This window comes from Erythrobacter westpacificensis (assembly GCF_039542285.1).
GTDB lineage: Bacteria > Pseudomonadota > Alphaproteobacteria > Sphingomonadales > Sphingomonadaceae > Alteraurantiacibacter > Alteraurantiacibacter westpacificensis.
Genome location: NZ_BAABHV010000008.1, coordinates 64,565 through 90,475, shown reverse-complemented (window position 1 = coordinate 90,475; position 25,911 = coordinate 64,565). Strand labels below are relative to the sequence as shown.

Genomic DNA, 25,911 nt, shown 5'->3' with positions numbered 1-25,911 from the left:
AGGGTCTCATTCGTGAAGCGATCGACCATAAAAGGCTGGTTCCTCGTCCATAAATGGACGAGCCTGATCGCGACCGCGTTCCTGCTGATGCTCTGCGTCACCGGCCTGCCGCTGATCTTCCACGACGAGATCGATGCGGCCTTCGGCGAGGATCACGACGCGACCTTGCCCGGCACCCCTTCTGCCGATGGCGGACTACCGCTCGATCAGATGCTGCAAACCGCGCTCGACCAGCGGCCCGGCGAAGTGCCGCTGTTCATGGCCTTCAGCCAGGACAGCCCTCTGCTGACCGTCACCACCGGCCCCGCGCCCGATGCACCGGGTGACGCAATGACGCTGCTGTTCCTCGACCGCGCGACCGGGGAAGCGCTTGGCCCCGCACCCGGCGGCGGGTTCATGGAATTCGTCCTGCAGCTGCATACCGACATGTTTCTCGGCCTGCCCGGAATGCTGTTCCTGGGCGTGATGGGCGCGCTGTTCGTGATCGCGCTCGTTTCCGGCGTGGTCCTCTACGCCCCCTTCATGCGCCGCCTGAAATTCGGCACCCTTCGCACCCGCCGCAGCAAGAGAGTGCGGCGGCTGGACCAGCACAACCTCATCGGCATCGTCGCGCTGGGCTGGATGCTGGTGGTGGGTGCAACCGGCATGATCAACGCCTTTGCCGATCCGCTGGTGGATAGCTGGCAGAACGGCGAGCTTGCCGAAATGACCGCGCGCTATGCTGGCGAAGCTCCACTCCCGCCGCAGGAATACGGCTCGCTCGACACCGCGATGGCTTCGGCGCAGGCCGCCCTTCCCGGCCGTTCGCCCCAGTTCATCGGCTTTCCCGGCGGCGACTGGAGCACCGGGCACCACTACGCCATCTTCTTCCAGGGCGACCGTCCGCTGACGCAGAACCTGCTTACCCCGGCACTGGTCGACGCGCGCAGCGGCGAACTGACCGATGCCCGCGCCATGCCCGCGCTCAACCAGGCGCTGATGATTTCCAAGCCGCTGCACTTCGGCGACTACGGCGGCCTGCCGCTGAAAATCATCTGGGCGGTGATGACGCTGTTGACGATCTGGGTGCTGTGGACGGGTATTCTGCTGTGGCTGCGCCGCTCGCCCGCACACATGGAACGCCGCATCGACGAGATCGCGCACGGTGCAATGGCAGGCCAGCCCGCATGAAGCCTTTCGCCCCGCACCGCAGGCGCCGCCGCGCCAGCCTGGCCACCGTGTTCGCCGTGCCGACCCTCCTGCTGGTCGCCACGATTGCAGGCCTGGTGATCGGTCTCAATGGAGACGGCCTGCCCGATTTCCTTGCCTGGGCCTTGTTGGCCCTTCCTCTTCTCGCGCTCGCCCACGCCTGGGCGAAGCGAAGCTGAACCTTACCCCGATCCATAACAGGACCTCTTATGACAACCCGTCCTTCTGCCGTTTCCGTTTCCGTGCTGGCCCTTGCGCTGGCGGCCCCCGCCACGGCGCAGGATGCCGATACCATCATCGTCACCGCCCAGCGCGACAACGCGACCGAGATCACCAATGGCGGCGATGCCGGGGCGCTGGGCAACCAGTCCGCCGAGGACCTGCCCTTCGCCATCCGCAGCTTCGACGAGACGCTGATCTACAATCAGCAGCCGCTCACCATCGGTGACGTGCTGGAAAACGACCCCACGGTGGGCACCACCTACGGCTTCGGCAATGCGGCCGAGCAGTTCGTGATCCGCGGCTTCTCCCTGTTCGGGGACGACGTGGGCGTGAACGGCCTCTACGGCATCGCTCCGCGCCAGCTCGTCGCGCCCGAACTGTTCGGGCAGGTGCAGGTGCTCAACGGCTCCAGCGCATTCCTGAACGGCGCGGCTCCGGGTGGATCGGGCCTTGGCGGCAGCGTGAACCTGGTGCTGAAACGCGCCGAACAGGATCGCACCCGCGCCACGGCCACGTTCGTGGGCGAAGGGCATATCGGCGGCAGTCTCGACGTGTCGCGCCGTTTCGGCGACAGCCGCCAATTCGGTGTGCGCGTAAACGGCGCTTATCGTGACGGCGAAGTCGCCATCGACCGCGAGGATCGCCGCACACAGGTGCTGGGAGGCGCGTTCGACTATGATGGCGGCGCATTCCGGGCCGCGCTCGACCTCGCCTACCAGGAAGTGCGCGTGGATTCGCTGCGGCCCAAGGTCGGCTTCACCACCGCCGTCGTGCCCGACGTTCCGGAAGCGGACGCCAACTACGCGCAGGATTACACCTACACTGAACTCACCGACATATTCGGCACGCTGAGCCTGGAATACGACATCGCGCGCGACGTTCTTGCCTACGCCAAGCTGGGCGCGCGCAGCGGCGACGAGGAAGGCATCTACGGCGGCCTGACCGTGGAGGATGCGGCAACCGGCGCTGCGACCTCGGGCTTTCACAACTTCATTCCCTACGAGCAGGACAACCAGGCCGTGGAAGCGGGGCTGCGCGCGAAGGTGACGACCGGCAGCGTCAGCCACGCGATCAACGTGGGCGGCAACATGATCTGGCAGGAAGACCGCACGGCCTACGATTTCTTCAATCCCTTCGCGACGAACCTCTACGACACCGTGCAGGTTGCGCCGCAGGATACCGCTTTCGTCGGCGGCGATCTGGATGATCCGTTCCCCATCACCAAGCGCGAGTTTGCAAGCCTGTTCGTCTCCGACACGCTGGGCCTGTTCGATGACCGCGTGCTGCTGACGGGCGGCCTGCGCTGGCAGGACATCAACGTGCGCGTCTTCAGCTATTTCGGCGGCGGCCTGGATACCGAGTTCGACGACGAGGCGGTAACGCCGGTCGCGGGTCTCGTGGTGAAGCCGGTCGAGGGCCTGTCGCTCTATGCCAACTACATCGAGGCGCTTCAGGAAGGCCCGCGCGCGAACGACGTGGAGTTCTCGAACTTCGGCAGCACGCTCGCCCCGCGCCGCTCGACGCAGTACGAGGCGGGCGCGAAGTTCTATTTCGACCCGTCGATCTTTGCCACCGTGGCCGTCTACCGCATCGAGCGCCCCGGCACCGGCGCGGTGGACGATGGCAACGGCGGCGTGCGCTTCGCCTATATCGGCGAACAGGTGAACGAAGGCGTGGAAGCCACGGTGAACGGCGAGCTGGCGCCGGGCCTGCGCGTGATCGCCGGTCTCAACTTCGCCGATTCCGAATTCGAAAGCGGCCTCGATGCAGCGGGCGTGCCCGAGTTCGCGGCCAATGCGAATGTCGAGTGGGACGTGCCCTTCGCGCGCGGCCTGACGCTGAACGGTCGGGTGACGCACACCGGGGAGCAGGAAGCCAACGCCGCCAACACGCTCCAGCTCGACAGCTGGACCGTGCTGGACCTCGGCGCGCGCTACGTGTTCGCGGCGGGCGACAGCCCCGTCACCCTGCGCCTCACCGTCGATAACGTGACGAACGAGGCATACTGGGCTTCGGCCTTCGATGCGTTCAACCCGGCGCTGCTGCAAGGCACTCCGCGCACGGTGAAGGCGTCGGCCTCGATCACGTTCTGAAGGTGGTCGAGCGGGGCGACTAGCGCGTCGCCTCGCTCACCACGTAGCCATCGATCACCACGCCGGTGACGTGGGTGACGTATTCCAGCGGGTCGCCGTTGAACATGGCAATGTCGCCGTCCTTGCCCACTTCGAGGCTGCCGACGCGCTCGTCCATGCCGATGATGCGGGCGGCATCGATGGTAACGCTGGCCAGCGCATCTTCCGGCGCAAGGCCGTGTCCGGCGGCGAAGCCCGCTTCCCACAGCACCACGCGGGACTTGGGCACGTAGGCCTCGTATCCCGATTGCAGCGCGAAGGGGATGCCTGCTTCCGCCAGCGTGGCGGCGGTGGTGAAGGAGGCGTTCTCCATCTCGCCCGAATTGCGCGCCATGGTGGGATGCAGGATCACCGAAACGCCGCTCTCGCGCAGTTCATCGAGCAGCATGTGCGCATCCGCCGCGCCGTCGATGATCACCTCGATGCCGAACTCGTCGGCAAGGCGCAGGGCGGACATGATGTCCTGAGCGCGGTTGGCGGTGACGAGCAGCGGGCGTTCGCCGCGCACGACCGAGGCGAAAGCCTCGTTCACAAGGTCGCGGCTGGCGCTGTCGACGGCGTCTTCATCCTCGTCGTCGTCCTCGGCGCTTTCACCGCCCTGCTGGGCGCGCAGCAGCGCCTGGCGAAGCATGGCGATCTGCTTGGCGCGGGTGCCGGGCGCGCTCTCGCGGTCCAGTGCCCAGCTGCCAAGGTTGGCGACCACCATCGTGCCGTCCTCCACCAGCGCGGCGTCGACCGTGTTGCCCACGGTCTTCACCACCATGGTCTGCCCGGAAACGAGCGCGCCGGGGCCGTGGCCAGTGTGGACCGTGGTAATGCCCAGTTCGCGCAGCCACTGCACCAGCCGGTCGTGCGGGTTGTAGGCGTCGATAGCGCGCAGGTGCGGCTGCACGGGCGCGGAATTGTCGAGCTGGTCCTGATCGTCGGGCTGATTGAGATAGCCGGTGAGGCCCACGGTGGAATGCGCGTCCACCAGGCCGGGGGTGACGACGCTGGCTTCCATCACGCGCATCCCTTCGGGGATCGCGGTGCTGGCGACCGGGCCTACGGCGGTGATGTTGCCGTCCTCGATCACGACGACGCCGTTTTCGATCACGCCCTGCGGGCCCATGGTCCACACCTGCGCGCCGCGCACGGCAATGTCCTGCGCCATCGCAGAGGTGGAGAGCAGCGCGGCGGTGAATGCACCCGCAATCAGTTTGCCAACAGTGTTCATTGTCCGCCCTCCAGCATCAGGGCCTCGCCTTCGAGGACGTGGGTGTTGAGTGTGGGATTGCCCGCGCCGTAGCCGCCGGTTGCCATTAGCAGTTCCTCCGGGTCGGAGGCATCGAACAGCAGTTCGCCCATCACCCAGGTCTCCGCGACATTGGTGTAGACCGACAGCGGATCGCCCGTCAGTACGACGAAATCGGCCATCTTGCCCGCTTCCAGGCTGCCGACGTGCTCGTCCAGCCCAAGCTGCACCGCGCCGTTGATGGTGAGCGCCCGCAGCGCGCCTTCGCGGCTCATCCCGCCGCGAACTGCGAGCGCGGCCTGCCGGTACATCAGGCGGCTATCGATGATATTATCGTCCGAATGTAGCGAGACGAACACGCCCGCATCCTCCAGCTGCGCCGCGGTGACGATATCCGCCTCGCGCGCTTCCAGCTTGCCGCCGGGGCTATCGAGCAGGATGGCCGAGACCGGCACGCCTGCCGCCGCGAGTTCGCGCGCCACCCGGCCGCTCTCCACGCCGTGCTGGATCAGGATATCGAACCCGAATTCGCGGCTGAGGCGCAGCGCGGTCATGATGTCGTCGCTGCGGTGGGTGTGGAAGTGGACGAGGCGGCTGCCGTCCAGCACCTCGCACATGGCTTCCATGCCGATATTGCGCGGGCTGCGCTCGCCGCCACAATATTCCTGCGCGGCGACGAAGTGCTGGCGCACCATCGCGGCGCTGCGGGCGCGGGTTGAGGGGAAAGCCGGGCTTTCGCGCAAGGGATTGGTGCCGTTGGCCATCTTCATGCCGCCCAGCACATTGCCGCCCTCGTCCATCCAGGCGAGTTCCTCGATGGTGTTGCCTTCCGTGAGGTGCATATAGAACGTCTGCCCGCTCATCAGGTGGCCGCTGCCAGGCATGATGTTGGCGGTGGTGACGCCGCCCGAACGGGCGCGGGCGATGGAACTGTCGCGCACGTTGATCGAATCGAGCGCCCGCACGTCCGGCTGGATGGCAGCGGAACTGTCGGCTCCGGAGACCTGTCCGATATGCGAATGGGTGTCGACCGTACCGGGCATGATCACCATGCCGCTGGCATCGCGCACCTCAGCCCCTGCGGGAATGGCCACGTCTGCGCCGACTGCCACGATGGCACCGTCCTCGATCACCAATGTGCCGTTTTCGATGGTGCCGGTGCCGCTGGTGCCGCTCATGGTGTGGATGGTCGCGCCGGTGAAGGCAATCGGCGTCTCTTGCGCCAGTGCCGGAGCAGCAGCGAGCGCCGCCACACAGGAGGCAGCCAGCGCCGCCCGCTTGATCATTCGCATGGGAAGTCCTCTTTTCGTTGCGCCTGAGACTAACGCCGCGATTGTTGCGTGCAACCCTATTCGGGCGCAGTTTCCGCATATTCCAGGGCAAAGGTGGGATCGCATTCGTAAGGATAGACGTGCTGCCCCTCGCGCTTTTCCCATTCGATCCAGCGCGCGCCATCCCTTCCGATCATCGCCGGATCGGAGAACCACTGCGTCGCCACCAGCTTTTCACCGCCCTCGGCCAGGCGGTAGCGTTCGACCATGCGAATGTCTGCGGAATGGTCCAGCCCGTTGTTGGTGATGGTGCTGGGGGCGATGTGGGTCGTCTCGATCACCAGTTCCTCGCCTTCCCAGCGGCCGGTGGAAAAGCCCATCTTGGAATGGGGATAGCCCTCCGGCGCCTCCCGGCCATCCATGAAGACCAGCCGCACCTGGTCGAAGTATTCGTAGCGCAGGACGATCAACTCGTCGGTCTGGTGGATCTCGAACGGGAACGGCCCTTGCAGCGCGTAGACGATGCTGGGCGGCAGGCACACGCGATCGAGCGCCATCTCGTCGTCCGGCTGCCAGTCCTCGGCCCGCGCCAGCGCCTGCGGCGTTGGCTCCAGCCCGCCGTATTCGCCGCGCGGAAATTCCACGACGCCCGTATCCTCCACCATCACGGTGCCATCGGGCAGCTTGGCGAGCATGTCGGGCGCGGGTTCGCCAAGGTCGAAATCCGGCCCCCAGAACCCTTCCAGGTCGGGCGGGGTGTCCTGCGCGGCTGCGGGAACGGCCAGCGATGCAAGGGCGAGAGCGAGCGCGAGCGGTCTAGCCATCGTTCTGCCCGAACGGAGCGTTGCCGATCATGCGGCCTTGCGCATCGCGCACCTCGCGGATGCGCATGTAGTTGCGACCGTCGCGGGCGCGCCAGCCCGACACGGTGACAAGGTCCCCCGCCCGAACGCTCCCCCGCGTCCACCCGCGCCGTTGCAGCACCACCGGCGCATTCGTTTCCCCGCGCCATTCCGTTCCGTCCACGTCCAGCACCAGGGTGCCGTGCGGGTTGGTGAAGCGGAAAGCCTTCACCGTGCCTCCCACCGTAACGTCCGCCTCGGGATCGAAATAGACCGCGAACGAGTGGTGCGCGGCCACTCCGCCCGCCAGCGCGCCGGACAGAGCCAGCGCCAGCATCAGTGTATTGGTATGCATTCCCTCTCCTCTTCCGGCGGCACAGTGTCGTCTTCGCCGCATGCTGTCCAGACGGGAGAGGCCGCTAGCGCATGGTGCGGAAGGTGATCGAGCGGCGGGTCTGCTCCATCGGCACGATCGAGTGCTCCCAGCTTTCCCGAACCTCACCTGAGAGCAGATAGGCAGCGCGCGGTGCGAGCGGCACGGCATGGCGGGCAAAGCCGCCGTCCGGCAGCCGCTGGCGAAGGCGCAGGGTGGCAGGCGCGCCAAGCGAGAGGCCGATCACCTCGCCATACTGCGGGCGATCCCGGTGCCAGCCGATGCCAGCGCCGGGATCGTAACGGATCAGCAGGGCCTGTTGCAGCGCGACCGGCGCAATTCTGAACCACTCCCCCAGTCGTTCGCGAAGGTCCAGCAGCCACGGCGGCATCGGCGGCGCAGGAATGGGGCGCGAACGCTGGTAGTCGTAGGCAGAGCCATAGTGCGCGGTCATGCGCTTGCCCGTCCACTGGCCGAACCGGAACGGCTCCAGCGGGGCGGCATCGATCCGGGCGGACAGCGCCTGCTCCTCCCCCGCGTCGATCGCATCGGCAATCACTTGCAGGCCACCGACCGGCGGCAGGGTCGGACTATCGGAAAACAGGTCTATCTGCTGCGTCATCGATCCCTATATAGGTGCCCATGCGACAGGATCAGCACCGCTTCACCATCCATACCCACGGCAAGGCGCTGTACGAGTTCACCGACGAGGTGGCAGATTGGCTGGAGCGGACGGGGATAGAGAGCGGCATGCTCACCCTCTTCTGCCGCCATACCTCCGCCAGCCTGCTCATCAACGAAAACGCCGCCTCCGCCGTCCAGCGCGACCTGCTGCGCTGGCTCGACAAGGCGGTGCCGGAGGGTAACCATTACGAGCACGACAGCGAGGGGCCGGACGACATGCCTGCCCATATCCGTACCATGCTGACGGGCGCATCGCTGAACGTGCCGGTGGGCGGCGGGCGCATGTTGCTGGGGACATGGCAGGGCCTTTACCTTGCCGAACACCGCAGCGCGTCCCACTCGCGCGAGATCATTGCCCACATTATTGGAGAATAGCGAAACCGGCGGCACCCCCGCGCGTTCGCACCGCATATGCCCATCGATATTTCCGCCAAGTTCGCTTTCCACCTCGACCAGCCGACCGACCTCCTGCTCCAGTTCGAGGCGGCCGTCATCCCCGAACAGAAGGTGCTGTCTTCCAACACGGTGCTCTCCCCGGCCCTGCACACGGCCCGCGTGCCCGCACAGGATGCCGTGGGCGAACGCATCTGGGTGCGGGCCGAGGGCGACTACAATGTCGATTACACGGCGAAGGTGGAGATCAACCGGCTGGTGCCCGACCTTGCCAGCCTGCACCAGCTCGACCCGCACGACCTGCCGGGCGAGGCGGTCGAATACGTATTCGATTCGCGATACTGCCAGGCCGACCGTATGCACAGCTTCGTCATGGACCGGTTCGGCGATCTTGAAGGCGGGAAGAAAATCCTCGCCATGTGCGACTGGATCGCGGACAATTTCACTTACGAGGCTGGCAGCTCGAACGCCACGACCACGGCGCTCGATACCTTCGTGGAACGGCGCGGGATCTGCCGCAACTATGCCCACGTGATGATCTGCTTCGCGCGGGCCTCCACCATCCCGGCACGCTATGTCAGCTGCTATGCGCCCGGCGTGAACCCGCCCGATTTTCATGCGGTTGCGGAAGTGTTTCTGAACGATCCGACCACGCCCGGCGGCGGCGCGTGGTACATCGTCGATCCCACCGGCATGGCCAGGGCGGACCAGACGGCCAAGATCGGCATCGGGCGCGATGCGGCGGACGTATCCTTCCTCACCACGTTCGGCCTTTCGAAATTCAAGAGCTCGGAAGTGAACGTGAGCGAAAGCGCGTGAGAAACCGCGCAGCTTGTTAACGTTCACAAGAACGGGTATTGGCAGGCCGGGAAAACGAACGAAAAGATAACGGTGTTGCACTGCAACATAGGGAGGGGTTAGGAATGCGCTACACGACATCTTTGCAAAGCGGGGAACGCAATTGATCCGAAAGGCACAAACGCTGATATTGTTCGGCGCCACGGGAGACCTCTCGCGCCGGATGCTGTTGCCTTCCCTTTGCGCGCTCGACGCGGACGACCTGCTTTCCGACGACCTCGAAATCATCGGCACCGCCCGTTCCGAACTGACCGACAGCGAATTCCGCAGCTTCGCGCGCGAGGCGATCGAGAAGTTCCTGCCCGCACATCGCCGGGGCGGCATGGCCGATTTCCTCAACCGGCTGAAATACAGCCAGCTCGATGTCACCACGCCCGAAGGCTACGCCGACCTTGCCGACAAGGTAGGCGAAGGCCGCGAAGTCGCGATCTTCCTCTCGACGGCACCCAGCCTGTTCAAGCCGACGATCGAGGGTCTCGCCGCCCACGGCCTGGCAGACGCCAACGCGCGCATCTGCCTGGAAAAGCCGCTCGGCACCGATCTCGAGAGTTCGTGCGAGATCAACGATGCCGTGGCCAGCGCCTTTCCCGAAGGGCGCATCTTCCGCATCGACCATTACCTGGGCAAGGAGACGGTGCAGAACCTTATCGCGCTGCGCTTTGCCAACATCCTGTTCGAACCCTTGTGGAACGCGCAGCATATTGACCACGTGCAGATCACGGTGGCCGAGACCGTTGGGCTGGAGAGCCGCGTGGATTTCTACGACGGCGCGGGCGCGCTGCGCGACATGGTGCAGAACCACATGCTGCAACTGCTCGCCCTCGTCGCGATGGAGCCGCCAAGCAGCTTCGATGCAGGCGCGGTACGCGACGAGAAGGTGAAAGTCCTGCGCGCGCTGCGCGAACTGGAGGATAACGAGAGCGTGACCGGCCAGTACCGCGGCGGTGCGTCGGGCGGCGAGATCGTGCCCGGCTACGACGAGGAGCTGGGCAAGGACAGCGATACCGAGACCTTCGTTGCGCTCAAGGCCCATATCGACAACTGGCGCTGGCAGGGCGTGCCCTTCTACCTGCGCACCGGCAAGCGCCTGCCGGAGCGGGTGACGGAAATCATCGTCCACTTCCGCTCCGTGCCGCACTCGATCTTTCCCGATGCGCGGCTGAAGCCGAACAAGCTGGTAATCGGCATCCAACCCGAGGAAAACATCACCCTGTCCCTGATGGCCAAGGTGCCCGGTATCGAGCACGAGGGCATGACCCTGCGCGAAGTGCCACTGGATATCCGCATGCCCGATGCCTTCACCGGCAAGCACAAGCGCATCGCCTACGAGCGGCTGCTGCTCGACCTCATCAACGGCGACCAGACGCTGTTCGTGCGCCGCGACGAGGTCGAAGCGCAGTGGAAGTGGATCGACGCGATCCGCGCCGGATGGGAAGCGGAGGGCAAGACGCCCAAGACCTATAACGCCGGAAGCTGGGGCCCCAGCGCAGCCATCGCCCTGGCCGAACGCGACGGAGTAAGCTGGCATGAGTAGCCTCAACCCCACCATCGAACGCGTGACGCAGCGCATCATCGAGAAGTCGAAGGACAGCCGCCGCGCCTATCTCGACCTGATCGACCGCGAGGCCGACAACCAGCCAGAACGCTCCGCCGTTTCCTGCTCCAACCTCGCCCACGCCTTTGCGGGCGCGCTGGAGGACCAGGAGGCGCTGAAGACCAACGCCGGGCCGAACATCGGCATCGTCTCCGCCTACAACGACATGCTTTCCGCGCACCAGCCCTACGGGCGCTACCCGGAACGACTGAAGATTTACGCCCGCGAAGTGGGCGCCACCGCACAGGTCGCGGGCGGCACGCCTGCCATGTGCGACGGGGTGACGCAGGGCGAGACGGGCATGGAACTCAGCCTCTTCAGCCGCGACGTGATCGCGCTTTCCACCGGGGTCGCGCTTTCCCACGCCATGTACGACGGCATGTTGCTGCTGGGCATCTGCGACAAGATCGTGCCCGGCTTGCTGATGGGCGCGCTCCGCTTCGGACACCTGCCGGCAGTCTTCGTGCCCAGCGGCCCGATGCCCTCGGGCGTATCGAACAAGGAAAAGCAGCGCGTTCGCCAGCTTTATGCAGAGGGCAAGGCGACGCGCGCCGAACTGCTCGAAAGCGAGCTTGGCTCCTATCACTCGCCCGGCACCTGCACCTTCTATGGCACCGCCAATTCCAACCAGATGATGATGGAACTGATGGGCCTGCACATTCCCGGCGCGGCCTTCTTCCAGCCGGGTACGAAAATCCGCCAGGCGCTGGACCGGGCCGCCGTGCACCGCGTGGCCGCGATGACGAAGAACGGCAACGACTATCGCCCGCTCGGCCACTGCGTCGACGAGAAAGCCATCGTGAACGCCGCCGTGGGCCTGCTGGCAACGGGCGGCTCCACCAACCACGCCATCCACATTCCCGCCTTTGCCCGCGCCGCAGGCGTGCAGATCGACTGGACGGACCTGTCCGAACTATCCAGCGCGGTGCCGCTGCTGGCGCGCGTCTATCCCAACGGCTCTGGCGACGTGAACCATTTCCACGACGCGGGCGGCATGGGCTTCGTGATCCGCGAACTGCTGGGCGCGCGTCTTGCCCATGCCGACGTGATCGGCGTTGGCGAGGAGCGCGGCATGGCACAATACGGGCAGGAGCCGTGGCTCGATGAAGATACGCTCGACTGGCGCGACACCGGCCCCAGTGGCGACGACGAGATGCTGCGCCCGGCTTCCGACCCGTTCCAGCCCGATGGCGGGATGCGGCTCGTGCAGGGCAACCTGGGCCGCGCCTGCTTCAAGTCCTCCGCCGTGGAGCGCGAACGCTGGACCATCGAGGCACCGTGCCGCGTGTTCCAGACGCAAGGCGCGGTGAACGAAGCCTTCAAGCAGGGCGAACTCGACAAGGACGTGGTCGTGGTGGTCCGCTTCCAGGGGCCGCGCGCGAACGGAATGCCCGAACTGCACAAGCTGACCCCGGCGCTGGGCGTGTTGCAGGATCGCGGATACCGCGTGGCGCTCGTCACCGATGGCCGCATGAGCGGCGCGAGCGGCAAGGTGCCCTGCGCCATCCACTGCTCGCCCGAAGCGCTGGGCGGTGGCCCGCTCTCGCTGCTGGAAGATGGTGACGTGGTGAAAGTCTGCGCCGAGACCGGCGAACTCTCCACCACGGCAGACCTTTCCGCCCGCACCCCCGCGCCGGACCCGGTGCCGGACATGGGCACGGGCCGCGAACTGTTCGCCATGATGCGCGCGCAGGCTGACGAAGCAGAGAAAGGCGGCAGCGCGATGCTGGCCGTGGCAGGTCTGTAATGGAACTCGTAACCGTAGATATCGGCGGCACCCACGCCCGCTTCGCGATCGCCACCAGGGGCGAGGACGGCACGCTGACCATGGACGAGCCGATCACGCTGCATACCGAGGATCACGCCAGCTTCCAGACCGCGTGGGAAGCTTACCGCGAACGCAAGGGCGGCATCCTGCCCGATGCCGTGGCCATGGCCATTGCCGGGCCGGTGGGAGGTGACGTGATCCGCTTCACCAACAACCCGTGGATCATCCGCCCTGCGCTGGTGGAGAGCAAGCTGGGCGTCTCGCGCTTCACCATCGTCAACGATTTCGAAGCCGTGGCCCACGCCGTGGCGCGCGCGGGCGACGACGAGTTCCTGCACCTGACCGGCCCCGAAGGCCCGTTGAAGCCAACCGGACGCCTCTCCGTCATGGGACCGGGCACCGGGCTTGGCGTGGCGCACCTCTTCCGCGAGCCTGACGGCACCTACCGCGTCTCCGCCACCGAGGGCGGGCACATCGACTTCGCTCCGCTCGACCCCATCGAGGATGCAATCCTCGCCCGCCTCAGGAAGCGTCACAACCGCGTTTCGGTGGAGCGTGTCGTCTCCGGCCCCGCCATCGTCGATATCTACGCCACCCTTGCCGCGCTGGAAGGGCGCGCGGTGAAGGAACAGGACGACGTGGCGATCTGGACCGCGGGCATGGACGGCTCCGACAGCCTCGCCGCTGCTGCCATAGACCGCTTCTGCCTGTCGCTGGGCGCGGTCGCTGGCGATATCGCCCTGGCGCAAGGCGGCTTTTCCGGCGTCGTGATCGCGGGCGGCCTTGGCTACCGCCTGCGCGACCACCTGCCCAACTCCGGCTTCGCGGAACGCTTCCGCGCGAAGGGCCGTTTCGAGAACCTGATGGCGGGCATTCCCGTCAAGCTGATCACCCATTCCCAACCGGGCCTGTTCGGCGCGGCAGCGGCATTCATCCAGAGCCACGGAGACTGACGACCCATGAGCGCACCCGACAATATCGAGGAAATCATGCTCTCGGCCCCGGTCATCCCGGTGCTGGTGGTGGACGATCCCGCAGAAGCGCGCCCCATTGCCGAAGCGCTGGTGTCAGGCGGCCTCAAGGTGCTGGAAGTCACCTTGCGCACCGATGCCGCGATCGAGGTGATCAAGCGCATGAACCTCGTCCCCGGCGCCATCGTGGGTGCAGGCACGGTCACCAACCGAGACGATCTCGACAGGGCGCTCGCCGCAGGGGCCGAGTTCATCGTTTCCCCCGGCCTGACCGAGCCGCTCGGCCGCGCGGCGATCAAGAGCGGCGTACCTTTCCTGCCCGGCATTGCCACGGCGGGCGAGCTTATGGCGGGCCTCGACATGGGCCTCACCCATTTCAAGTTCTTTCCCGCCATGGCCAACGGCGGTATCCCGGCGCTCAAGGCGCTGGCCTCCGTCTTCGGCAAGTGCAAGTTCTGCCCCACCGGCGGCATCACCCCCGAAACCGCGCCGGACTGGCTGGCGATGGAACAGGTGCTGTGCGTAGGCGGCAGCTGGGTCGCGCCAAAGGGCGCTTCGACCGAGGAAATCCGCAAGCTGGCTCAGGAAGCAGCGGGGATGGGCCAATGAGCGGCGTTGCAGACCTGACCCAGCGCCTGCAGGACCTCCACCAGCGCACCGTCGAAACCCCGCAGTTCAATCCGGTTTTCCAGCTGGCGCACGAGCTTTCGCGCAAGCTCGAAGGCGGCGAGATGACGCTCGACGATTTCGAGGCGCTGATCGCGGAGCTGGAAGTCGCGGCGCTGGAAGAGCGGGCGGACCGGCTGGAATGCATGGTCGCCCCCATCGGCAGCGATGCCAACGAGGCAGCGCTGGCCGAAGCGCTGGAGAAGGACGACTTCGCCAAGTTCCGCCAGCAGTGGGAGCGCCCACAGCTCCACGCGGTTTTCACCGCCCACCCCACTTTCCTGCTGACGCCCGAACAGTCGAACGCGGTGGCGAGCGCCGCCAGCCAAGGCACCCCGATTACGTCCGATTGCATCGGCGGGGAGCGGCCCGAAGTCACCTTGTCCTACGAGCATGACCGCGCCATGCACGCCATCGCCCAGGCGCAGGACGCGCGCGACGCGATCGTCGCGCAGCTTCTCTCCCACGCACAGAAGCAATGGCCGGACCAGTGGCACGAGCTTGCCCCCCTGCCCTTCCGCTTCGCCAGCTGGGTGGGTTACGACATGGACGGGCGGACCGACATCACCTGGTCCAATTCCATCGGCTTCCGCCTTACGGAAAAGGCCGAGCGCCTGTCGCGCTACGTCGCCTCGCTCGAAGCCATCGACGCCGATCACGCGCTGCTTTCCGAATTGCGCCCCGCAGCGGATTACGCCGCAGAGCGGGCCGAGGATTTCTCGGCCGACCTTTCCGATCCCGCCGCGCTTTCGGTCGCCGCCAACCGGCTGACGGCCAGCGATCCGCGCAAGCTCCTGAGCCTGTCGCGCTACATCGATGCGCTGGAGGATGAGGCGAAGACCTCCGACGATGCGAAGCGCGCCGTGGCGCTCAAGACGCTCGCTGCCGCCATGCGCGCCGATGGTCTCGGCATGGGCTGGATCCATTTCCGCGTGAATGCCAAGCAGCTTCACAACGCCATCCGCCGCCGGATCGACCCCGATGGCAATCTCGATCTCGCCAGCAAGGGCGCGGTGGTGCATCTCAACCGCGCGATCGAGCAGATCGAGCCGCGCCGCAGCAACTTCGGTGCACTGGCGATCGAGGCCAGCACGGCCATCCGCCAGTTCCTCGCCATGGCGCAGATCCTCGCCCATATCGACGAGGACGCGCCGATCCGCATGCTGATCGCCGAGTGCGAGGAGCCGGCAACGGTGCTCGCCGCGCTCTATTTCGCCAAGCTGTTCGGGATCGAGGACAAGGTCGACGTATCGCCCCTGTTCGAAACCGAGACCGCGCTGGAACACGGCGGCCGCTTCCTCGACGAACTGCTGGCCGAACCCGTCTACCAGGAATACGCGAAGAAGCGCGGGCGCGTGGCAATCCAGACCGGCTTCTCCGACGCCGGACGGTTCGTGGGCCAGATACCCGCCAGCCTCGCCATCGAAAGGCTTCAGGGCCGCCTTGCCGCCGCCATCGACGATAATGGTCTCAACGAAGTCGCCGCGCTCATTTTCAACACTCACGGCGAATCCATGGGTCGCGGCGCGCATCCCACCAAGATGGCGGATCGGCTCGACTGGGCGCTGTCGCCGTGGGCGCGGCGCCGTTTCGCCCGTGCAGGCATCCCGCTGGAGCCGGAAGTCAGCTTCCAGGGCGGTGATGGCTACCTGTGGTTCTCCACCCCCGAACTCGCGCGCGCCATGCTCACCCGCATCGCCGTGTTGCGCCCGGCGCAGGCCGATACCGACGTGCCGAAGGACATCTTCTACCAGCGCACGGACCTGAGCCTCGATTTCTACCGTGCGGTGAAGGATCACCAGCGCGACCACCTGGAAAGCCGTACCTACTCCCGCGCCATCACCGCATTCGGCCTCGGCCTGCTCAACTCCACCGGCAGCCGCGTAAGCCGCCGTCAGAGCGACCTTTCCGCCGACCGCGAGATGTCCCTGCGGCAGATTCGCGCCATTCCGCACAATTCCATCCTGCAACAGCTAGGCTACCCGGTGAACGTGATCGCCGGGATCGGCGAGGCGGCGGACGGCAATTACGAGGAAATCGGCGCGCTGCTCGCTGAAAGCCCGCGCGGGCGCGAACTCGTCCGTCTCGTGCGCGCCGCCAATGCGCTCGCCAGCGTGAAGACCGTGGCTGCCCACGGCGAACTGTTCAACTCCGCATACTGGGCCAGCCGACCCTATCGCGGCACCGAAGGCCACCTGACCGCCGCCTGCCAGGCGCTGAGCGAATATCTGGTTAAGGACGACCGCGTGGGCGTGTTCCGCCGCCTCGCCAGCCGCCTGCGCGTGGACGCGATGAAGTTCCACCGCCTGCTGGAACACGTGCCCAATGACGCGCCGACCGACAACCGCGAGGACAAGCGGCGCATGATCGGCGTGCTGCAATCGCTGCGCCTTGCGCTGCTGCAAGCCATGTTCATTCGCGCCGTCAGCGTGCCGGTGTTCAGCCGCGCCAACGACGTGAGCCGGGACGACGTTCTGGAAATGGTCTTCACCCTCCGCATCGATGATGCGCTGGCGCAATTGCGGCGGGCCTACCCCACGCATTTCCCGCGTATCGACCGTTTCGACCTGACCGAGCCGACCGACTGGCCCGACGGCAGCGACGAGGGGTACGAGGCCATCCACCGCGACTTCATCGATCCGATCGAACGCGCCTACGGCCTCTCCCTGCGTATCACCACGGCTGTTGCCAACGTATTCGGCGCGCACGGTTAAGTAGCGCCGCGTCGTTCCAAACAGGGACGCGGCGGCGCTGATAACTGGATTCCGCGCGCAATCGGGCGCAAGGAGCGCGATATGAAAACGAGGTTCAAATGGATCGGCGCGCTTGCCCTCGCCATCACGGCAACGGTGGGTGGCGCGATGGCTTTCACCCACGGCAGCGACGCACAGGAAAGCGATATCATCGCAGGCAGCGCCGCTGCCGTGGATGACGCTATCGCTTTCGTCGCCAATGAAGTGGTGCAGGAAACACCGGCTTACGACCCCGACGATCCTTTCGTCATCAAGCGGGTGCTGCCCATCGAAGGCCCGATCAAGTACGGCGAATGGCACTGGGACGACGAGGGTATTCCCGACGGTCCGCTGGTGATGACGGTGGACCTTCAGGCACGCGTGATCAGCGTATTTCGCAACGGCTACGAAATCGGCGCGGCCGCCGCTCTGCTTGGAACGCCGGAGCATCCTACGCCTGTCGGCACATTCCCGATACTGACCAAGGAGCGCCACAACGTCTCCGAGAAATACGGCAACGCGCCGATGCCCTGGACCTTGCGCCTGACGTGGGACGGCGTGGCAGTGCATGGCGGCTCCACCGTGGAACGCGGCTACGCCAGCCACGGCTGCATCGGCGTGCCGGATGAGTTCGCTTCACGGCTGTTCGATACTGCCGAGGTGGGCGACGTGGTGATCATCACCGATGGCGTGATGACGGGTGTGGGCGGAAGCCTTTCGACCGCAGGCTAACCTGTCCGGCGGGGCGGTTCGCGCGTCAGCGCCCAGCGGCCATCCTCGATTCTCGCCAGGACGCCCGCAACGTTCCCTCCCTCGCCCGCTTCGAGGCGCAAGAGCAACCTTGCAACGTCGCCGCCGCGCGGCCTGCCGCCCAATCGCTCCATCACCTGCGCCAGCAGCCGGCGGTTCATTTCGCGCGACCGGCCCGGCTTCAGGAGAAACCCGTCCGCCGTTTGCGTCACCATCTCCGGCCATAGACGCTCTGCGTAAGCCTGGAGCGCCTCGTAGGCTTCGGCCACGTTGCTGGCCGAAATGGCAAGTGCGGCGGGATCGAGCCAGTCGCAGTCCGCCAGCGCGCTGCGGATGCGCACACGGTCGAAGCGCTCGTCCACATTGCTTGGGTCATGCACGACCTTCTGCCGCGCGCCTGCGATCACCTTTTTCAGTTCCGCCCGGCGGAAGCCCAGCAGCGGGCGCAGGATACGAATGCCGGCAAATCCATGTGGCTGCGAGCGGCGCACGCCGGCAAGGCCGGCCACCCCGCTGCCGCGATTGAGCCGCATCAGCAAGGTCTCGGCCTGATCGTCCGCATGATGGGCTGTTGCGACAGCCGCGAGCCCGCGCCGGGTCGCCCAATCGCCAAGCGCATCGTACCGCGCCGCACGCGCCTGCGCCTGCAAATTGCCCTCACTTACCTCTATGCCGAGCACCTCGCATGATACGCCGCGCTGCTCGCAGGCAGCGAGCACGAGCGCGCATTCGTCCTTCGCTTCGGGACGCAGGCCGTGATCGACCGTCGCCACTTCGAACCCACCCGGAATCGCCTCGTGCGCCAGCAGCAGCATGGCTATCGAGTCCGGCCCGCCGCTGACGGCCAGTCCGATCTTCGCCCCTGACGGATTCAGCAGGTCGAGCGCCTGCCTGAAGCGCTCGACCAGTTCGAGATCAGTTGCAGTCGACGCGGCCACCGAGGTCCTGGTACTGCGTCTGCAACCGGCCCACCGCCAGCGCCGGATAGGTATCGCCGAATTCGGCGAGCGCGATGCAGGCGCGGCGGGTGTCGCCCAGCGCGATCATGCTTTCGGCAAGGTACAACAGGCTGTCGGGAGCGCGAGCGGCACTGGAATCGGCTTGGTAGTTGTCGAAAAAGTGCGTCGCGGCCGCACGCGGCTCGCCGGCGTCCAGGAAAGCGCGGCCCAGCAGGTTGCGGCCATAGGTGGTGCGCCAGTGATCGGGATAGCGTTCGACGAACATCGCCAGTTGCTGCTGCGCTTCGGGGTAGAAGCCCGCATCCCACAGGCGGAAACCGTAGACGTATTCATCGTCGCCTTCGTCACCGGTGGCAGGCTTGGCAATGCCCTGCACCGCTTCCACGCGCGCCGGCGTGGGACCTTCGGCGACCTGCGTATCGCTTTCTTCGACGGGAGCGAATTCCGCGGTATCTTCGCCGTCACCGGGCACCGGGATCACGCCGCTGGGGCCGGAGCTGGAACCCGTCGATCCCGCAGAAGCGCTGGTCCCGCCGCTGACGTCGCGTGTCTCCAGCGCATCGAGGCGGGTTTCGACCGCCGTGAGCGCGTTCTCGTTCACCTCGGTCGCCGCGGTGAGGCGGGCAAGCTGCTGCTCGATGGCATCGAGCCGGGCCAGCACGTCCGTCAACGCGGACGTCGTGGGTTGCGGCGTCGTGGTCTGCACCGGATTGCTCTGGGGCGTGATTTCCGGCTCGAAGAAACGCTCGTCTCCGCCGGGGAAGACCGCACGCTGAAGCGCGTTGATCTGGCTTTCGATCCGGCGCAGCCGGTCATCGCTCTGCGCCGCTGCGGGCAGCGGCACGGCGACGGCCACCATCCCCGCACAGATGGCGGCTCGGGTCAGGGTGAAAGTCGGTTTCGACCTGGAAAGCATTGCCGAGGTTCTCCTCAAATCCATATTCGGCGTATCGACATGGTTGGCCATGCCAGTTGCCACCAAGATAGACGATTAACGCGGGCGTAAAAGGCGCGATCGGGCGCATTTCCCCCGTGAAGATGCGAGCGCGGTGCCTACTCGATTTCGGGCGAAACGCCGCCCTCACCCGGATCGGCCGGCTCCGCGCGCGGCGGCGCGGTGGCCGCGGGCGAAGGCTCGGGCGTCGCCGTCGGCGTCGGACTTGCCGTCGCGGCAGGCGCGGTCCGAGCCGGTGTCGGCGTCGAGGTGGGGGACGGTGCAGCAGTGCGCGTCGGCGTGGGGCTGGGTTGCGGGGCCGTGGTCGCCGCGGGACGCGTTGCCGGTTCGCTCGATTGTGCAGGCTCCGCTACGGGAGCGGCAGGCGTGCCGAGCCCGAAACCGATGGTGGCAACGCCGCCTTCGCGAGACAGCAGCGCATCGGCCGAAATCGGCACGTCCTGAATCGTCTCGACCTCGGTCGAAAGCTTGCGCACCGGCCTGCCGCCAATGGTGATGGCGAGGCGATCCGGTCTGCCGGTAATGATCTGCGGATTGGCGGCATCGGCGGGAACGGTGAAGGTGTCACCCTCGCGCAGGGTGCCTTCCTGCAGCACGCGCCCCTCGCCATCGTAGAAGCGCACCCAGGTCTCGCCCTCTGCCGTGAACACGACGGGGCCACCCGGTTCCTCCGCAACGGCCTGTTGCTGCTGTTGTCGCTGCGTCGCCTGCTGCGCTGCCGCAGCCTCGGCCTGCTCCTGCTCGACCAGCGAGGGGATTTCGGCGGCGGGCGCGAACAGCGCGCGGGCGGCGAAGAAGATACCGATCAGCAGGACCACGACCGCGAACAGCGAGAAATACAGCAAACGGCCACCCGGTGCGCGCGAGGGGTCGCCCGGCTCGAACGAGCCACCGCCGCGCCTTTGCTGCTCGTACCGCTCGTTAATGGCGGCCTCGTCCAGTTCCTCGCGCATGAGGCCGACGATTTCTTCCTGGTCCAGCCCGACGGTCTTGGCATAGGTGCGGGCGAAGCCGAGCACGTAGGTGCGACCGGGCAGCCCTTCCAGATCGGCGGTTTCCAGGCTTTCGAGGTGGCGGCGCGAAATGCGGGTCTCCGACGCGACTTGCTCCAGCGTCAGACCCTTGCGTTCACGCGCGGCGCGCAGCCGGGCACCGGCGGTTGCCGCGGCTTCGTGGGAATTATCTGGCAATCTCTCGTCTTCAGTATCGGTCATGACCGCTCCAGCAGGAATGATGCTGGGTTGTTTGCGAACCCTTGGCACCCACCCCAATCGACCCAGCCCCGCAGAGTCAAGCGATTGTGCGGTGCAAAAGGTTATTCAACCTCGATTTCGCGTTCCTGCGCCCAGGCCTGCAGGGCCGCGCGCATGTCAGCGGGTGGATTGGCCAGCCATTCCCTCATGGCCTGGCCGATTTCGCGGGTATCCACCTTGCGAACCAGTTCCTTGATGGGGCCGACACCTGCCGGTGTGATCGACAGGCGGCGAATGCCGATGCCCAGCAGCGCCAGCGCTTCCAGTCGCCGCCCGCCCATCTCGCCGCAGACGCCGAGATCCACCGGATAACCGACGCAGTTCTGGACGACGCGGCGCAGGAAACGCAAGATGGCAGGGCTGACCCAATCGTACCGCTCCGCCAGCATCGGGTTCGCCCGGTCCGCCGCGAACAGGAACTGCGTCAGGTCGTTGGTGCCCACGGAAATGAAGGAAAGCTTGGGCAGCAGCAGGTCCAGCGTTTCCGCCAGCGAGGGCACTTCCAGCATCACGCCGTAATTGATCGCCGTGGGCAGCTTGTGCTTGCGGGACCTGAGAAAGGCGAGTTGCTGCTCGAACACGTCCTTTGCCGCATCGAATTCCCAGGGTTCCGATACCATCGGGAACATCACGTTCAGTTCGCGGCCCGAAGCGCCTTCCAGCAGGGCGCGTGCCTGCGCCTTCATCAGGCCCTCGCGCTCCAGCGCCAGGCGCAGGGCGCGCCAGCCCATGGCGGGGTTCTCGTCCTCTTTCGCGTTCTCGCTGGAGATGTAGGGCAGTGACTTGTCGCCGCCGATATCCACCGTGCGGAAGATCACCGGCTTGCCCTTCGCCGCGTCCAGCACGTCGCGATAGAGGCGCGCCTGACGCTCGCGCTGCGGCAGGGCGGCGGAGACGAGGAACTGGAATTCGGTGCGATATAGGCCGATGCCGTCGGCACCGGTCATGGCCAGCATGGCCACGTCGTCGCGCAGCCCGGCGTTCATCATCACCTGGATACGCTCGCCATCGCGGGTGAAGGGCTCCACCTCGCGCAGCTTGGCGTAGGACGCCTTCTTCTCCTTGCTGCGGGCAAAGCGCGTCTCGAACGCGTTCAGCACGCCGCTTGACGGGCGCACCGTGACCTTGCCGGCATCGCCGTCCACCAGCATTTCGTCGCCTTCGCGCACCAATCCGCGAATGTTGGAGCACCGCCCGATCACCGGAATCCCCATGGCCCGCGCCACGATCACCACGTGGGCCGTCAGCGATCCCTGCTCCAGCACCACGCCTTTCAGCCGGCGCTTGTCGTATTCCAGCAGTTCTGCGGGGCCGAGGTTCTTGGCGACGAGGATGGAATCCGCCGCCAAGCCCTTCTGCGCCGCCGTGCCTAGCTGGCCGGAAACGATGCGGATCAGGCGATTGGCCAGATCCTCGAGGTCGTGCATCCTGTCCTGCAACAGCGGATCCTGGATTTCACGCATGCGCTGGCGCGTGCGCTGCTGCACACGCTCGATCGCGGCCTCTGCCGTCAGGCCGGAATCGATCGCTTCGTTGATGCGGCGGCTCCAGCCTTCGTCGTAGGCGAACATCTTGTAGGTCTCGAGCACCTGCTCGTGCTCTCCGCCAACGCCGAATTCGGCCTGGCTCGCCATGTTGTCGATCTGCTCGCGCATGCGGTCGAAAGCGAGGTAGACGCGCTGGCGCTCGGCCTCGGTATCTTCGGCGACCGTCTGCTCGATGGTGACGCGCGGCTGGTGGAACACGGCCTGCCCGATGGCGAGGCCCTTCACCAGCTTCAGGCCATCGATGATGACCTGTCCGGAATGCGCTTCGGGCAGGCGATCCAGTTCTTCTGCATCGACAAGCCCTGCATTGTTGATGAGCTCTGCCAGCACCATGGCGGTGGTCTGCAGCGCCTCGATCTCCACTTCCTCGTACTTGCGCGGATCGGCATGCTGCACGGTCAGCACGCCGATCGAGCGTTCGCGCCGCACGATGGGTACGCCGGCAAAGGAGTGGAAGCTTTCCTCGCCCGTTTCGGGGCGGTACTGGAATTCCGGGTGGGTGGCCGCTTCGGCCAGGTTCAGCGTCTCGATGTTCTGGGCGATGGTGCCGGTCAACCCCTCCCCCACGCCAAGGCGCGTGACGTGAACGGCGGCCTGGTTCAGCCCGCGCGTGGCGAACAGTTCCAGCATCCCTTCGCGCAGGAGGTAGATAGAGCAGACTTCGCTATCGAGCGCCTCGCCGATCGTTTCCACCACCTGGTTCAGCTTGGCCTGCGCATGGGTGCGCGATGCCATCACCTCGTGAAGGCTGGTAAGAATCTGTCTGGCGGAAGAGGCGGCGGTCATCTGAAGACCGGCCTATAGCACATTATGCAAACCCGCAAATTCCCGACCTTGCCCCGCCAATGGTCTTTTTCCGGGGCAAAGGCCGGAAATTCATCCGTCGGTTCAGGACATCAATGAAGCGCGATCTCCTCCTTGATGGCGAGCTTCTGCTTCTTGAGTGCCTGGATTTTCGCACTGTCGGGCGAGGGGCGGTTCATTTCATCGCGTAGCCGACGGTCGAGCCCTTCGTGCTTTTGCTGGAGGGCTTGGACGTGCGAAGTTTCCATGAGGCAGTCTCCTTGACAGTCTGGGCCGGTAAAAGCCCGGCCCGTGTGGTGACCCAGCACGGCAGACTGCCATTCGACTCGCGAGACAGCAGCCTCCGCGCAATTGTCATGAAACCACAACATTCCTAATTCTCCAAATGGCGCGGCGATGAATTGCCCTGTAAGGCCGATGTTCCGCCAGGCGGCACTTGCCAGGTACGAAGAGAGGCAGGAAGAAGGCAGCATGACCGAAGACGAAATGCGCAAGCGTCTTGCCGCCCTCAAGGTGGAACACCGCGATCTCGACATCGCGATAGAAGCGCTGGTGAGCGCCGGCGGGCCGGACCAGTTGCAGGTTGCGCGGCTGAAGAAGCGCAAGCTGCGCCTGCGTGACCAGATCAGCCACATCGAGGACCACCTGACACCCGACATCATCGCCTGAACCGCGCCTTCGAAAACCGTTTCCCAACGGGACAGGCTGTATTCGCTGCCAAAATTAACCACGCCGCGAGTGGCGGGCACAGGCCGGTTTGGCTAAGGCAGGCAATTCCATGACAACGCCTGCCAGCATAACCCCCTCGATCATCGAGACCCTCTACGAAGATGCCCTGCTGCTGGCCGACGAGGCGCGTGCCTCGTTCGACCTGGACGACAGCTACGGCAGCGGCGGTGAAGAGGACAGCGTCGCACGCGTGGCGATGAGCTGCGAGGCCTTGCGCACCACCACGCGGATGATGCACGCGATCGCGTGGCTGCTCAATCAGAAGGCCTTTTTCGCTGGCGAAATCAGCGAGTTCCAGTTGCGTCAGCACGGGCGGCTGCCACCGGCCCAGCCGCAGCCCGCGCAGGAAGAGCTGGCCCTCTTGCCGCCCTACATCTCCGACCTGGTGGATCGCTCCATCCAGTTCTACTCACGCGTGGAGCGGCTGGACCGGGCCTGGCGCCAGCGCTTCGAGTCGCAGCCCGCGGCCGTCCGCCGCCTGCGCGAACGTCTTGGCTACGCCTTCGGCCGCTAGATCTTAGCGATAGCCTCGTCCCACCGCGCGAGCCGTTGGCGACGAGTGCCATCCTCCATCTGCGGCTCGAAGAGCTGCCCGCTGCCGATCATCGTTTCGGCCGCTTCCTGCAAATCAGCTTTCATCCCGCAGCCCACCGCTGCCAGCATCGCCGCGCCCAGCGCGGTGGTCTCCACGAAATCGGGCCGCGTGACAGGCAGGTCGAGCAGGTCGGCGATATCCTGCGCCATCCAGTCGTTCGCGGCCATGCCCCCGTCGATACGCAGGCCCGTCCATTCGCAGCCGTCGGCGGCGAAGGCGCTGGCGAGGTCGTACGTCTGGTGCGCCATGGCCTCCAGTGCTGCCCGCGCGATATGCGCGCGTCCGGTATCGAAGCCGAGCCCTGAAATAATGCCACGCGCTTCGGGCCGCCAGTGCGGCGCGCCGAGACCCGACAGAGCGGGCACCACCACGACGCCGCCATTGTCGGGAACGGAACGCGCCAGTTCCTCCGTTTCGGCAGCGCTTTCGATCAGGCCCAGCGTATCGCGCAGGTATTTTACGAGGCTCCCGGCCACGAACACCGCGCCTTCGACGGCGTAGTGTCGCTCGCCCCCGATCTGGTAGAGCACCGTGCCCAGCAGGCGGTTATCCGACCAGGGCAATTGCGTGCCAGCGTTGCCGAGCACGAAGGCGCCGGTGCCGTAGGTGGCCTTCGTCTGGCCGGGCGACAGGCACCCCTGCCCGATCGTCGCTGCCTGCTGGTCGCCCGCCATGCCGCAGATGGGGATGCGTCCGCCGAACATATCCGCATGGGTATGCGCCAGTTCGCCCGCGCTATCAGTGATCTGCGGTAGCGCGGCCATGGGCACGCCAAGAAGGTCGCACAACTCCGCGTCCCAGCCCGAGGCGTCGAGCGCCATCAGCAGGGTGCGGCTGGCGTTGCTGGCATCGGTGATATGCGTTTTGCCGCCGGTCAGCTTCCACACCAGCCAGCTCTCCACGGTGCCGAGCGCCAGCCTGCCGCCTTCCGCTGCCTTCGCCACGGCTTCGTCATTGTCGAGCAGCCAGCGCATCTTGGTGCCGGAGAAATAGGGATCGAGCAGCAGGCCAGTCCGCTCGCGCACCATCTTTTCGTGGCCCTGCTCTTTCAATTTCGCGCAGAAATCGGCGGTGCGCCGGTCCTGCCACACGATTGCGCGGCTCAGCGGCTCTCCCGTCGCCTTGTCCCAAGCCACCACGGTCTCGCGCTGATTGGTGATGCCGATGGCGGCAATTCGTGCCGCGCCGCCCGCCTGCTCCACCATTGCCTGCGCGCAGGCCAGAGTCTTTTCCCATATCTCGCCCGCGTCATGCTCCACCCAGCCGGAGCGGGGATAATGCTGCACAAGGTCCGCCTGCTCCACACCGCGCAGCGTACCATCCTGCGCGAAGAGCATGGCCCGCGTGCTGGTGGTGCCTTCATCCAGAACGAGGATGGACTGGTCGATCAT

At 66.0% G+C, this 25,911-nt stretch carries 24 protein-coding genes; 13 read left to right on the top strand and 11 right to left on the bottom strand.

Features of this window, described 5'->3' with window-relative positions:
• Positions 1 to 12: 12 nt before the first annotated feature.
• From ABFX23_RS04555 to ABFX23_RS04545, 3 genes are read left to right on the top strand one after another with little or no spacing between them, the layout of a single operon-like run.
• Complete coding sequence (locus ABFX23_RS04555) at positions 13 to 1,170, top strand: PepSY-associated TM helix domain-containing protein (RefSeq protein WP_346031933.1); 1,158 nt, start codon at positions 13 to 15, stop codon at positions 1,168 to 1,170.
• Positions 1,167 to 1,367, top strand: coding sequence for a hypothetical protein (locus ABFX23_RS04550; protein WP_346031932.1), 201 nt, complete (start codon positions 1,167 to 1,169; stop codon positions 1,365 to 1,367). The genes ABFX23_RS04555 and ABFX23_RS04550 overlap by 4 nt, the downstream gene beginning before the upstream one ends.
• Positions 1,368 to 1,397: 30 nt before the next feature.
• Positions 1,398 to 3,503, top strand: coding sequence for a TonB-dependent receptor (locus tag ABFX23_RS04545; RefSeq protein WP_346031931.1), 2,106 nt, complete (start codon positions 1,398 to 1,400; stop codon positions 3,501 to 3,503).
• Positions 3,504 to 3,522: 19 nt separating this feature from the next.
• Here the strand turns inward: ABFX23_RS04545 and ABFX23_RS04540 are convergent, their stop codons facing one another.
• From ABFX23_RS04540 to ABFX23_RS04520, 5 genes are all read right to left on the bottom strand, one after another.
• Positions 3,523 to 4,758 (bottom strand): amidohydrolase family protein, encoded by a 1,236-nt coding sequence (locus tag ABFX23_RS04540; protein WP_346031930.1) that lies wholly within the window; start codon positions 4,756 to 4,758, stop codon positions 3,523 to 3,525.
• Complete coding sequence (locus ABFX23_RS04535) at positions 4,755 to 6,068, bottom strand: amidohydrolase family protein (RefSeq protein ID WP_346031929.1); 1,314 nt, start codon at positions 6,066 to 6,068, stop codon at positions 4,755 to 4,757. Before ABFX23_RS04535 ends, ABFX23_RS04540 begins: the two co-directional genes overlap by 4 nt.
• Positions 6,069 to 6,124: 56 nt before the next feature.
• Entirely contained in the window at positions 6,125 to 6,871 is a 747-nt protein-coding gene (locus tag ABFX23_RS04530; protein ID WP_346031928.1) for a hypothetical protein, read from the bottom strand.
• Complete coding sequence (locus ABFX23_RS04525) at positions 6,864 to 7,244, bottom strand: DUF6152 family protein (RefSeq protein ID WP_346031927.1); 381 nt, start codon at positions 7,242 to 7,244, stop codon at positions 6,864 to 6,866. Before ABFX23_RS04525 ends, ABFX23_RS04530 begins: the two co-directional genes overlap by 8 nt.
• 64 nt (positions 7,245 to 7,308) lie before the next feature.
• Positions 7,309 to 7,884 (bottom strand): alpha-ketoglutarate-dependent dioxygenase AlkB, encoded by a 576-nt coding sequence (locus tag ABFX23_RS04520; protein ID WP_346031926.1) that lies wholly within the window; start codon positions 7,882 to 7,884, stop codon positions 7,309 to 7,311.
• Positions 7,885 to 7,904: 20 nt separating this feature from the next.
• On the opposite strand from ABFX23_RS04520, the gene ABFX23_RS04515 reads away from it, so the two are divergent.
• From ABFX23_RS04515 to ABFX23_RS04480, 8 genes are all read left to right on the top strand, one after another.
• Positions 7,905 to 8,321 (top strand): secondary thiamine-phosphate synthase enzyme YjbQ, encoded by a 417-nt coding sequence (locus ABFX23_RS04515; RefSeq protein ID WP_346031925.1) that lies wholly within the window; start codon positions 7,905 to 7,907, stop codon positions 8,319 to 8,321.
• Between the two features lie 36 nt (positions 8,322 to 8,357).
• On the top strand, positions 8,358 to 9,158 hold the full coding sequence (locus tag ABFX23_RS04510) for a transglutaminase-like domain-containing protein (protein WP_346031924.1): 801 nt from the start codon (positions 8,358 to 8,360) through the stop codon (positions 9,156 to 9,158).
• Positions 9,159 to 9,300: 142 nt separating this feature from the next.
• Positions 9,301 to 10,731, top strand: coding sequence for a glucose-6-phosphate dehydrogenase (gene zwf / locus ABFX23_RS04505; protein WP_346031923.1), 1,431 nt, complete (start codon positions 9,301 to 9,303; stop codon positions 10,729 to 10,731).
• Positions 10,724 to 12,538, top strand: coding sequence for a phosphogluconate dehydratase (gene edd / locus ABFX23_RS04500; RefSeq protein WP_346031922.1), 1,815 nt, complete (start codon positions 10,724 to 10,726; stop codon positions 12,536 to 12,538). The genes zwf and edd overlap by 8 nt, the downstream gene beginning before the upstream one ends.
• Positions 12,538 to 13,512, top strand: a complete 975-nt coding sequence (gene glk, locus ABFX23_RS04495) for a glucokinase (RefSeq protein WP_346031921.1) — start codon at positions 12,538 to 12,540, stop codon at positions 13,510 to 13,512. The genes edd and glk overlap by 1 nt, the downstream gene beginning before the upstream one ends.
• A gap of 6 nt (positions 13,513 to 13,518) precedes the next feature.
• A complete protein-coding gene (eda, locus tag ABFX23_RS04490; protein WP_346031920.1) occupies positions 13,519 to 14,139 on the top strand; it encodes a bifunctional 4-hydroxy-2-oxoglutarate aldolase/2-dehydro-3-deoxy-phosphogluconate aldolase in 621 nt (206 codons plus the stop codon).
• Complete coding sequence (locus ABFX23_RS04485) at positions 14,136 to 16,910, top strand: phosphoenolpyruvate carboxylase (protein WP_346031919.1); 2,775 nt, start codon at positions 14,136 to 14,138, stop codon at positions 16,908 to 16,910. The genes eda and ABFX23_RS04485 overlap by 4 nt, the downstream gene beginning before the upstream one ends.
• A gap of 81 nt (positions 16,911 to 16,991) precedes the next feature.
• Positions 16,992 to 17,660 carry a L,D-transpeptidase family protein gene (locus ABFX23_RS04480; protein WP_346031918.1) on the top strand — a complete coding sequence of 223 codons (669 nt, stop codon included), beginning with the start codon at positions 16,992 to 16,994 and terminating at the stop codon, positions 17,658 to 17,660.
• On the opposite strand, the gene tilS is transcribed toward ABFX23_RS04480, so the two are convergent.
• The 5 genes from tilS to ABFX23_RS04455 all read right to left on the bottom strand — a co-directional run bounded on the left by tilS (position 17,657) and on the right by ABFX23_RS04455 (position 23,669).
• Positions 17,657 to 18,616: a tRNA lysidine(34) synthetase TilS gene (tilS, locus tag ABFX23_RS04475; RefSeq protein ID WP_346031917.1), complete on the bottom strand. Its 960-nt coding sequence runs from the start codon at positions 18,614 to 18,616 to the stop codon at positions 17,657 to 17,659. The two genes, ABFX23_RS04480 and tilS, sit on opposite strands and share 4 nt — an antisense overlap.
• Complete coding sequence (locus ABFX23_RS04470; protein ID WP_346031916.1) at positions 18,594 to 19,553, bottom strand: tetratricopeptide repeat protein; 960 nt, start codon at positions 19,551 to 19,553, stop codon at positions 18,594 to 18,596. Before ABFX23_RS04470 ends, tilS begins: the two co-directional genes overlap by 23 nt.
• A gap of 137 nt (positions 19,554 to 19,690) precedes the next feature.
• Positions 19,691 to 20,806: a helix-turn-helix domain-containing protein gene (locus ABFX23_RS04465; protein WP_346031915.1), complete on the bottom strand. Its 1,116-nt coding sequence runs from the start codon at positions 20,804 to 20,806 to the stop codon at positions 19,691 to 19,693.
• Positions 20,807 to 20,907: 101 nt separating this feature from the next.
• Complete coding sequence (gene ptsP / locus ABFX23_RS04460) at positions 20,908 to 23,178, bottom strand: phosphoenolpyruvate--protein phosphotransferase (protein ID WP_346031914.1); 2,271 nt, start codon at positions 23,176 to 23,178, stop codon at positions 20,908 to 20,910.
• A gap of 110 nt (positions 23,179 to 23,288) precedes the next feature.
• Positions 23,289 to 23,669: a YdcH family protein gene (locus tag ABFX23_RS04455; protein ID WP_346031913.1), complete on the bottom strand. Its 381-nt coding sequence runs from the start codon at positions 23,667 to 23,669 to the stop codon at positions 23,289 to 23,291.
• Here ABFX23_RS04455 and ABFX23_RS04450 point away from each other — a divergent pair.
• Both ABFX23_RS04450 and ABFX23_RS04445 read left to right on the top strand, forming a co-directional pair.
• Positions 23,668 to 23,865 (top strand): YdcH family protein, encoded by a 198-nt coding sequence (locus ABFX23_RS04450; protein ID WP_120077057.1) that lies wholly within the window; start codon positions 23,668 to 23,670, stop codon positions 23,863 to 23,865. The genes ABFX23_RS04455 and ABFX23_RS04450 overlap by 2 nt on opposite strands.
• Positions 23,866 to 23,974: 109 nt before the next feature.
• On the top strand, positions 23,975 to 24,439 hold the full coding sequence (locus ABFX23_RS04445) for a DUF1465 family protein (RefSeq protein ID WP_346031912.1): 465 nt from the start codon (positions 23,975 to 23,977) through the stop codon (positions 24,437 to 24,439).
• Here the strand turns inward: ABFX23_RS04445 and glpK are convergent.
• Positions 24,436 to 25,911 carry a glycerol kinase GlpK gene (gene glpK / locus ABFX23_RS04440; RefSeq protein ID WP_346031911.1) on the bottom strand — a complete coding sequence of 492 codons (1,476 nt, stop codon included), beginning with the start codon at positions 25,909 to 25,911 and terminating at the stop codon, positions 24,436 to 24,438. The two genes, ABFX23_RS04445 and glpK, sit on opposite strands and share 4 nt — an antisense overlap.

What these genes read in the sequence shown, in the direction of transcription:
- ABFX23_RS04455 (WP_346031913.1), bottom strand. Translation starts at nt 23,669, where the DNA reads ATGCTGCCTTCTTCCTGCCTCTCTTCGTACCTGGCAAGTGCCGCCTGG.
- ptsP (WP_346031914.1), bottom strand. Translation starts at nt 23,178, where the DNA reads ATGACCGCCGCCTCTTCCGCCAGACAGATTCTTACCAGCCTTCACGAG.
- ABFX23_RS04445 (WP_346031912.1), top strand. Translation starts at nt 23,975, where the DNA reads ATGACAACGCCTGCCAGCATAACCCCCTCGATCATCGAGACCCTCTAC.
- ABFX23_RS04520 (WP_346031926.1), bottom strand. Translation starts at nt 7,884, where the DNA reads ATGACGCAGCAGATAGACCTGTTTTCCGATAGTCCGACCCTGCCGCCG.
- ABFX23_RS04510 (WP_346031924.1), top strand. Translation starts at nt 8,358, where the DNA reads ATGCCCATCGATATTTCCGCCAAGTTCGCTTTCCACCTCGACCAGCCG.
- ABFX23_RS04470 (WP_346031916.1), bottom strand. Translation starts at nt 19,553, where the DNA reads ATGCTTTCCAGGTCGAAACCGACTTTCACCCTGACCCGAGCCGCCATC.
- ABFX23_RS04545 (WP_346031931.1), top strand. Translation starts at nt 1,398, where the DNA reads ATGACAACCCGTCCTTCTGCCGTTTCCGTTTCCGTGCTGGCCCTTGCG.
- ABFX23_RS04485 (WP_346031919.1), top strand. Translation starts at nt 14,136, where the DNA reads ATGAGCGGCGTTGCAGACCTGACCCAGCGCCTGCAGGACCTCCACCAG.
- edd (WP_346031922.1), top strand. Translation starts at nt 10,724, where the DNA reads ATGAGTAGCCTCAACCCCACCATCGAACGCGTGACGCAGCGCATCATC.
- ABFX23_RS04465 (WP_346031915.1), bottom strand. Translation starts at nt 20,806, where the DNA reads ATGACCGATACTGAAGACGAGAGATTGCCAGATAATTCCCACGAAGCC.
- ABFX23_RS04480 (WP_346031918.1), top strand. Translation starts at nt 16,992, where the DNA reads ATGAAAACGAGGTTCAAATGGATCGGCGCGCTTGCCCTCGCCATCACG.
- ABFX23_RS04535 (WP_346031929.1), bottom strand. Translation starts at nt 6,068, where the DNA reads ATGCGAATGATCAAGCGGGCGGCGCTGGCTGCCTCCTGTGTGGCGGCG.
- ABFX23_RS04515 (WP_346031925.1), top strand. Translation starts at nt 7,905, where the DNA reads ATGCGACAGGATCAGCACCGCTTCACCATCCATACCCACGGCAAGGCG.
- glk (WP_346031921.1), top strand. Translation starts at nt 12,538, where the DNA reads ATGGAACTCGTAACCGTAGATATCGGCGGCACCCACGCCCGCTTCGCG.
- ABFX23_RS04550 (WP_346031932.1), top strand. Translation starts at nt 1,167, where the DNA reads ATGAAGCCTTTCGCCCCGCACCGCAGGCGCCGCCGCGCCAGCCTGGCC.
- ABFX23_RS04540 (WP_346031930.1), bottom strand. Translation starts at nt 4,758, where the DNA reads ATGAACACTGTTGGCAAACTGATTGCGGGTGCATTCACCGCCGCGCTG.
- ABFX23_RS04530 (WP_346031928.1), bottom strand. Translation starts at nt 6,871, where the DNA reads ATGGCTAGACCGCTCGCGCTCGCTCTCGCCCTTGCATCGCTGGCCGTT.
- ABFX23_RS04450 (WP_120077057.1), top strand. Translation starts at nt 23,668, where the DNA reads ATGACCGAAGACGAAATGCGCAAGCGTCTTGCCGCCCTCAAGGTGGAA.
- glpK (WP_346031911.1), bottom strand. Translation starts at nt 25,911, where the DNA reads ATGATCGACCAGTCCATCCTCGTTCTGGATGAAGGCACCACCAGCACG.
- ABFX23_RS04525 (WP_346031927.1), bottom strand. Translation starts at nt 7,244, where the DNA reads ATGCATACCAATACACTGATGCTGGCGCTGGCTCTGTCCGGCGCGCTG.
- eda (WP_346031920.1), top strand. Translation starts at nt 13,519, where the DNA reads ATGAGCGCACCCGACAATATCGAGGAAATCATGCTCTCGGCCCCGGTC.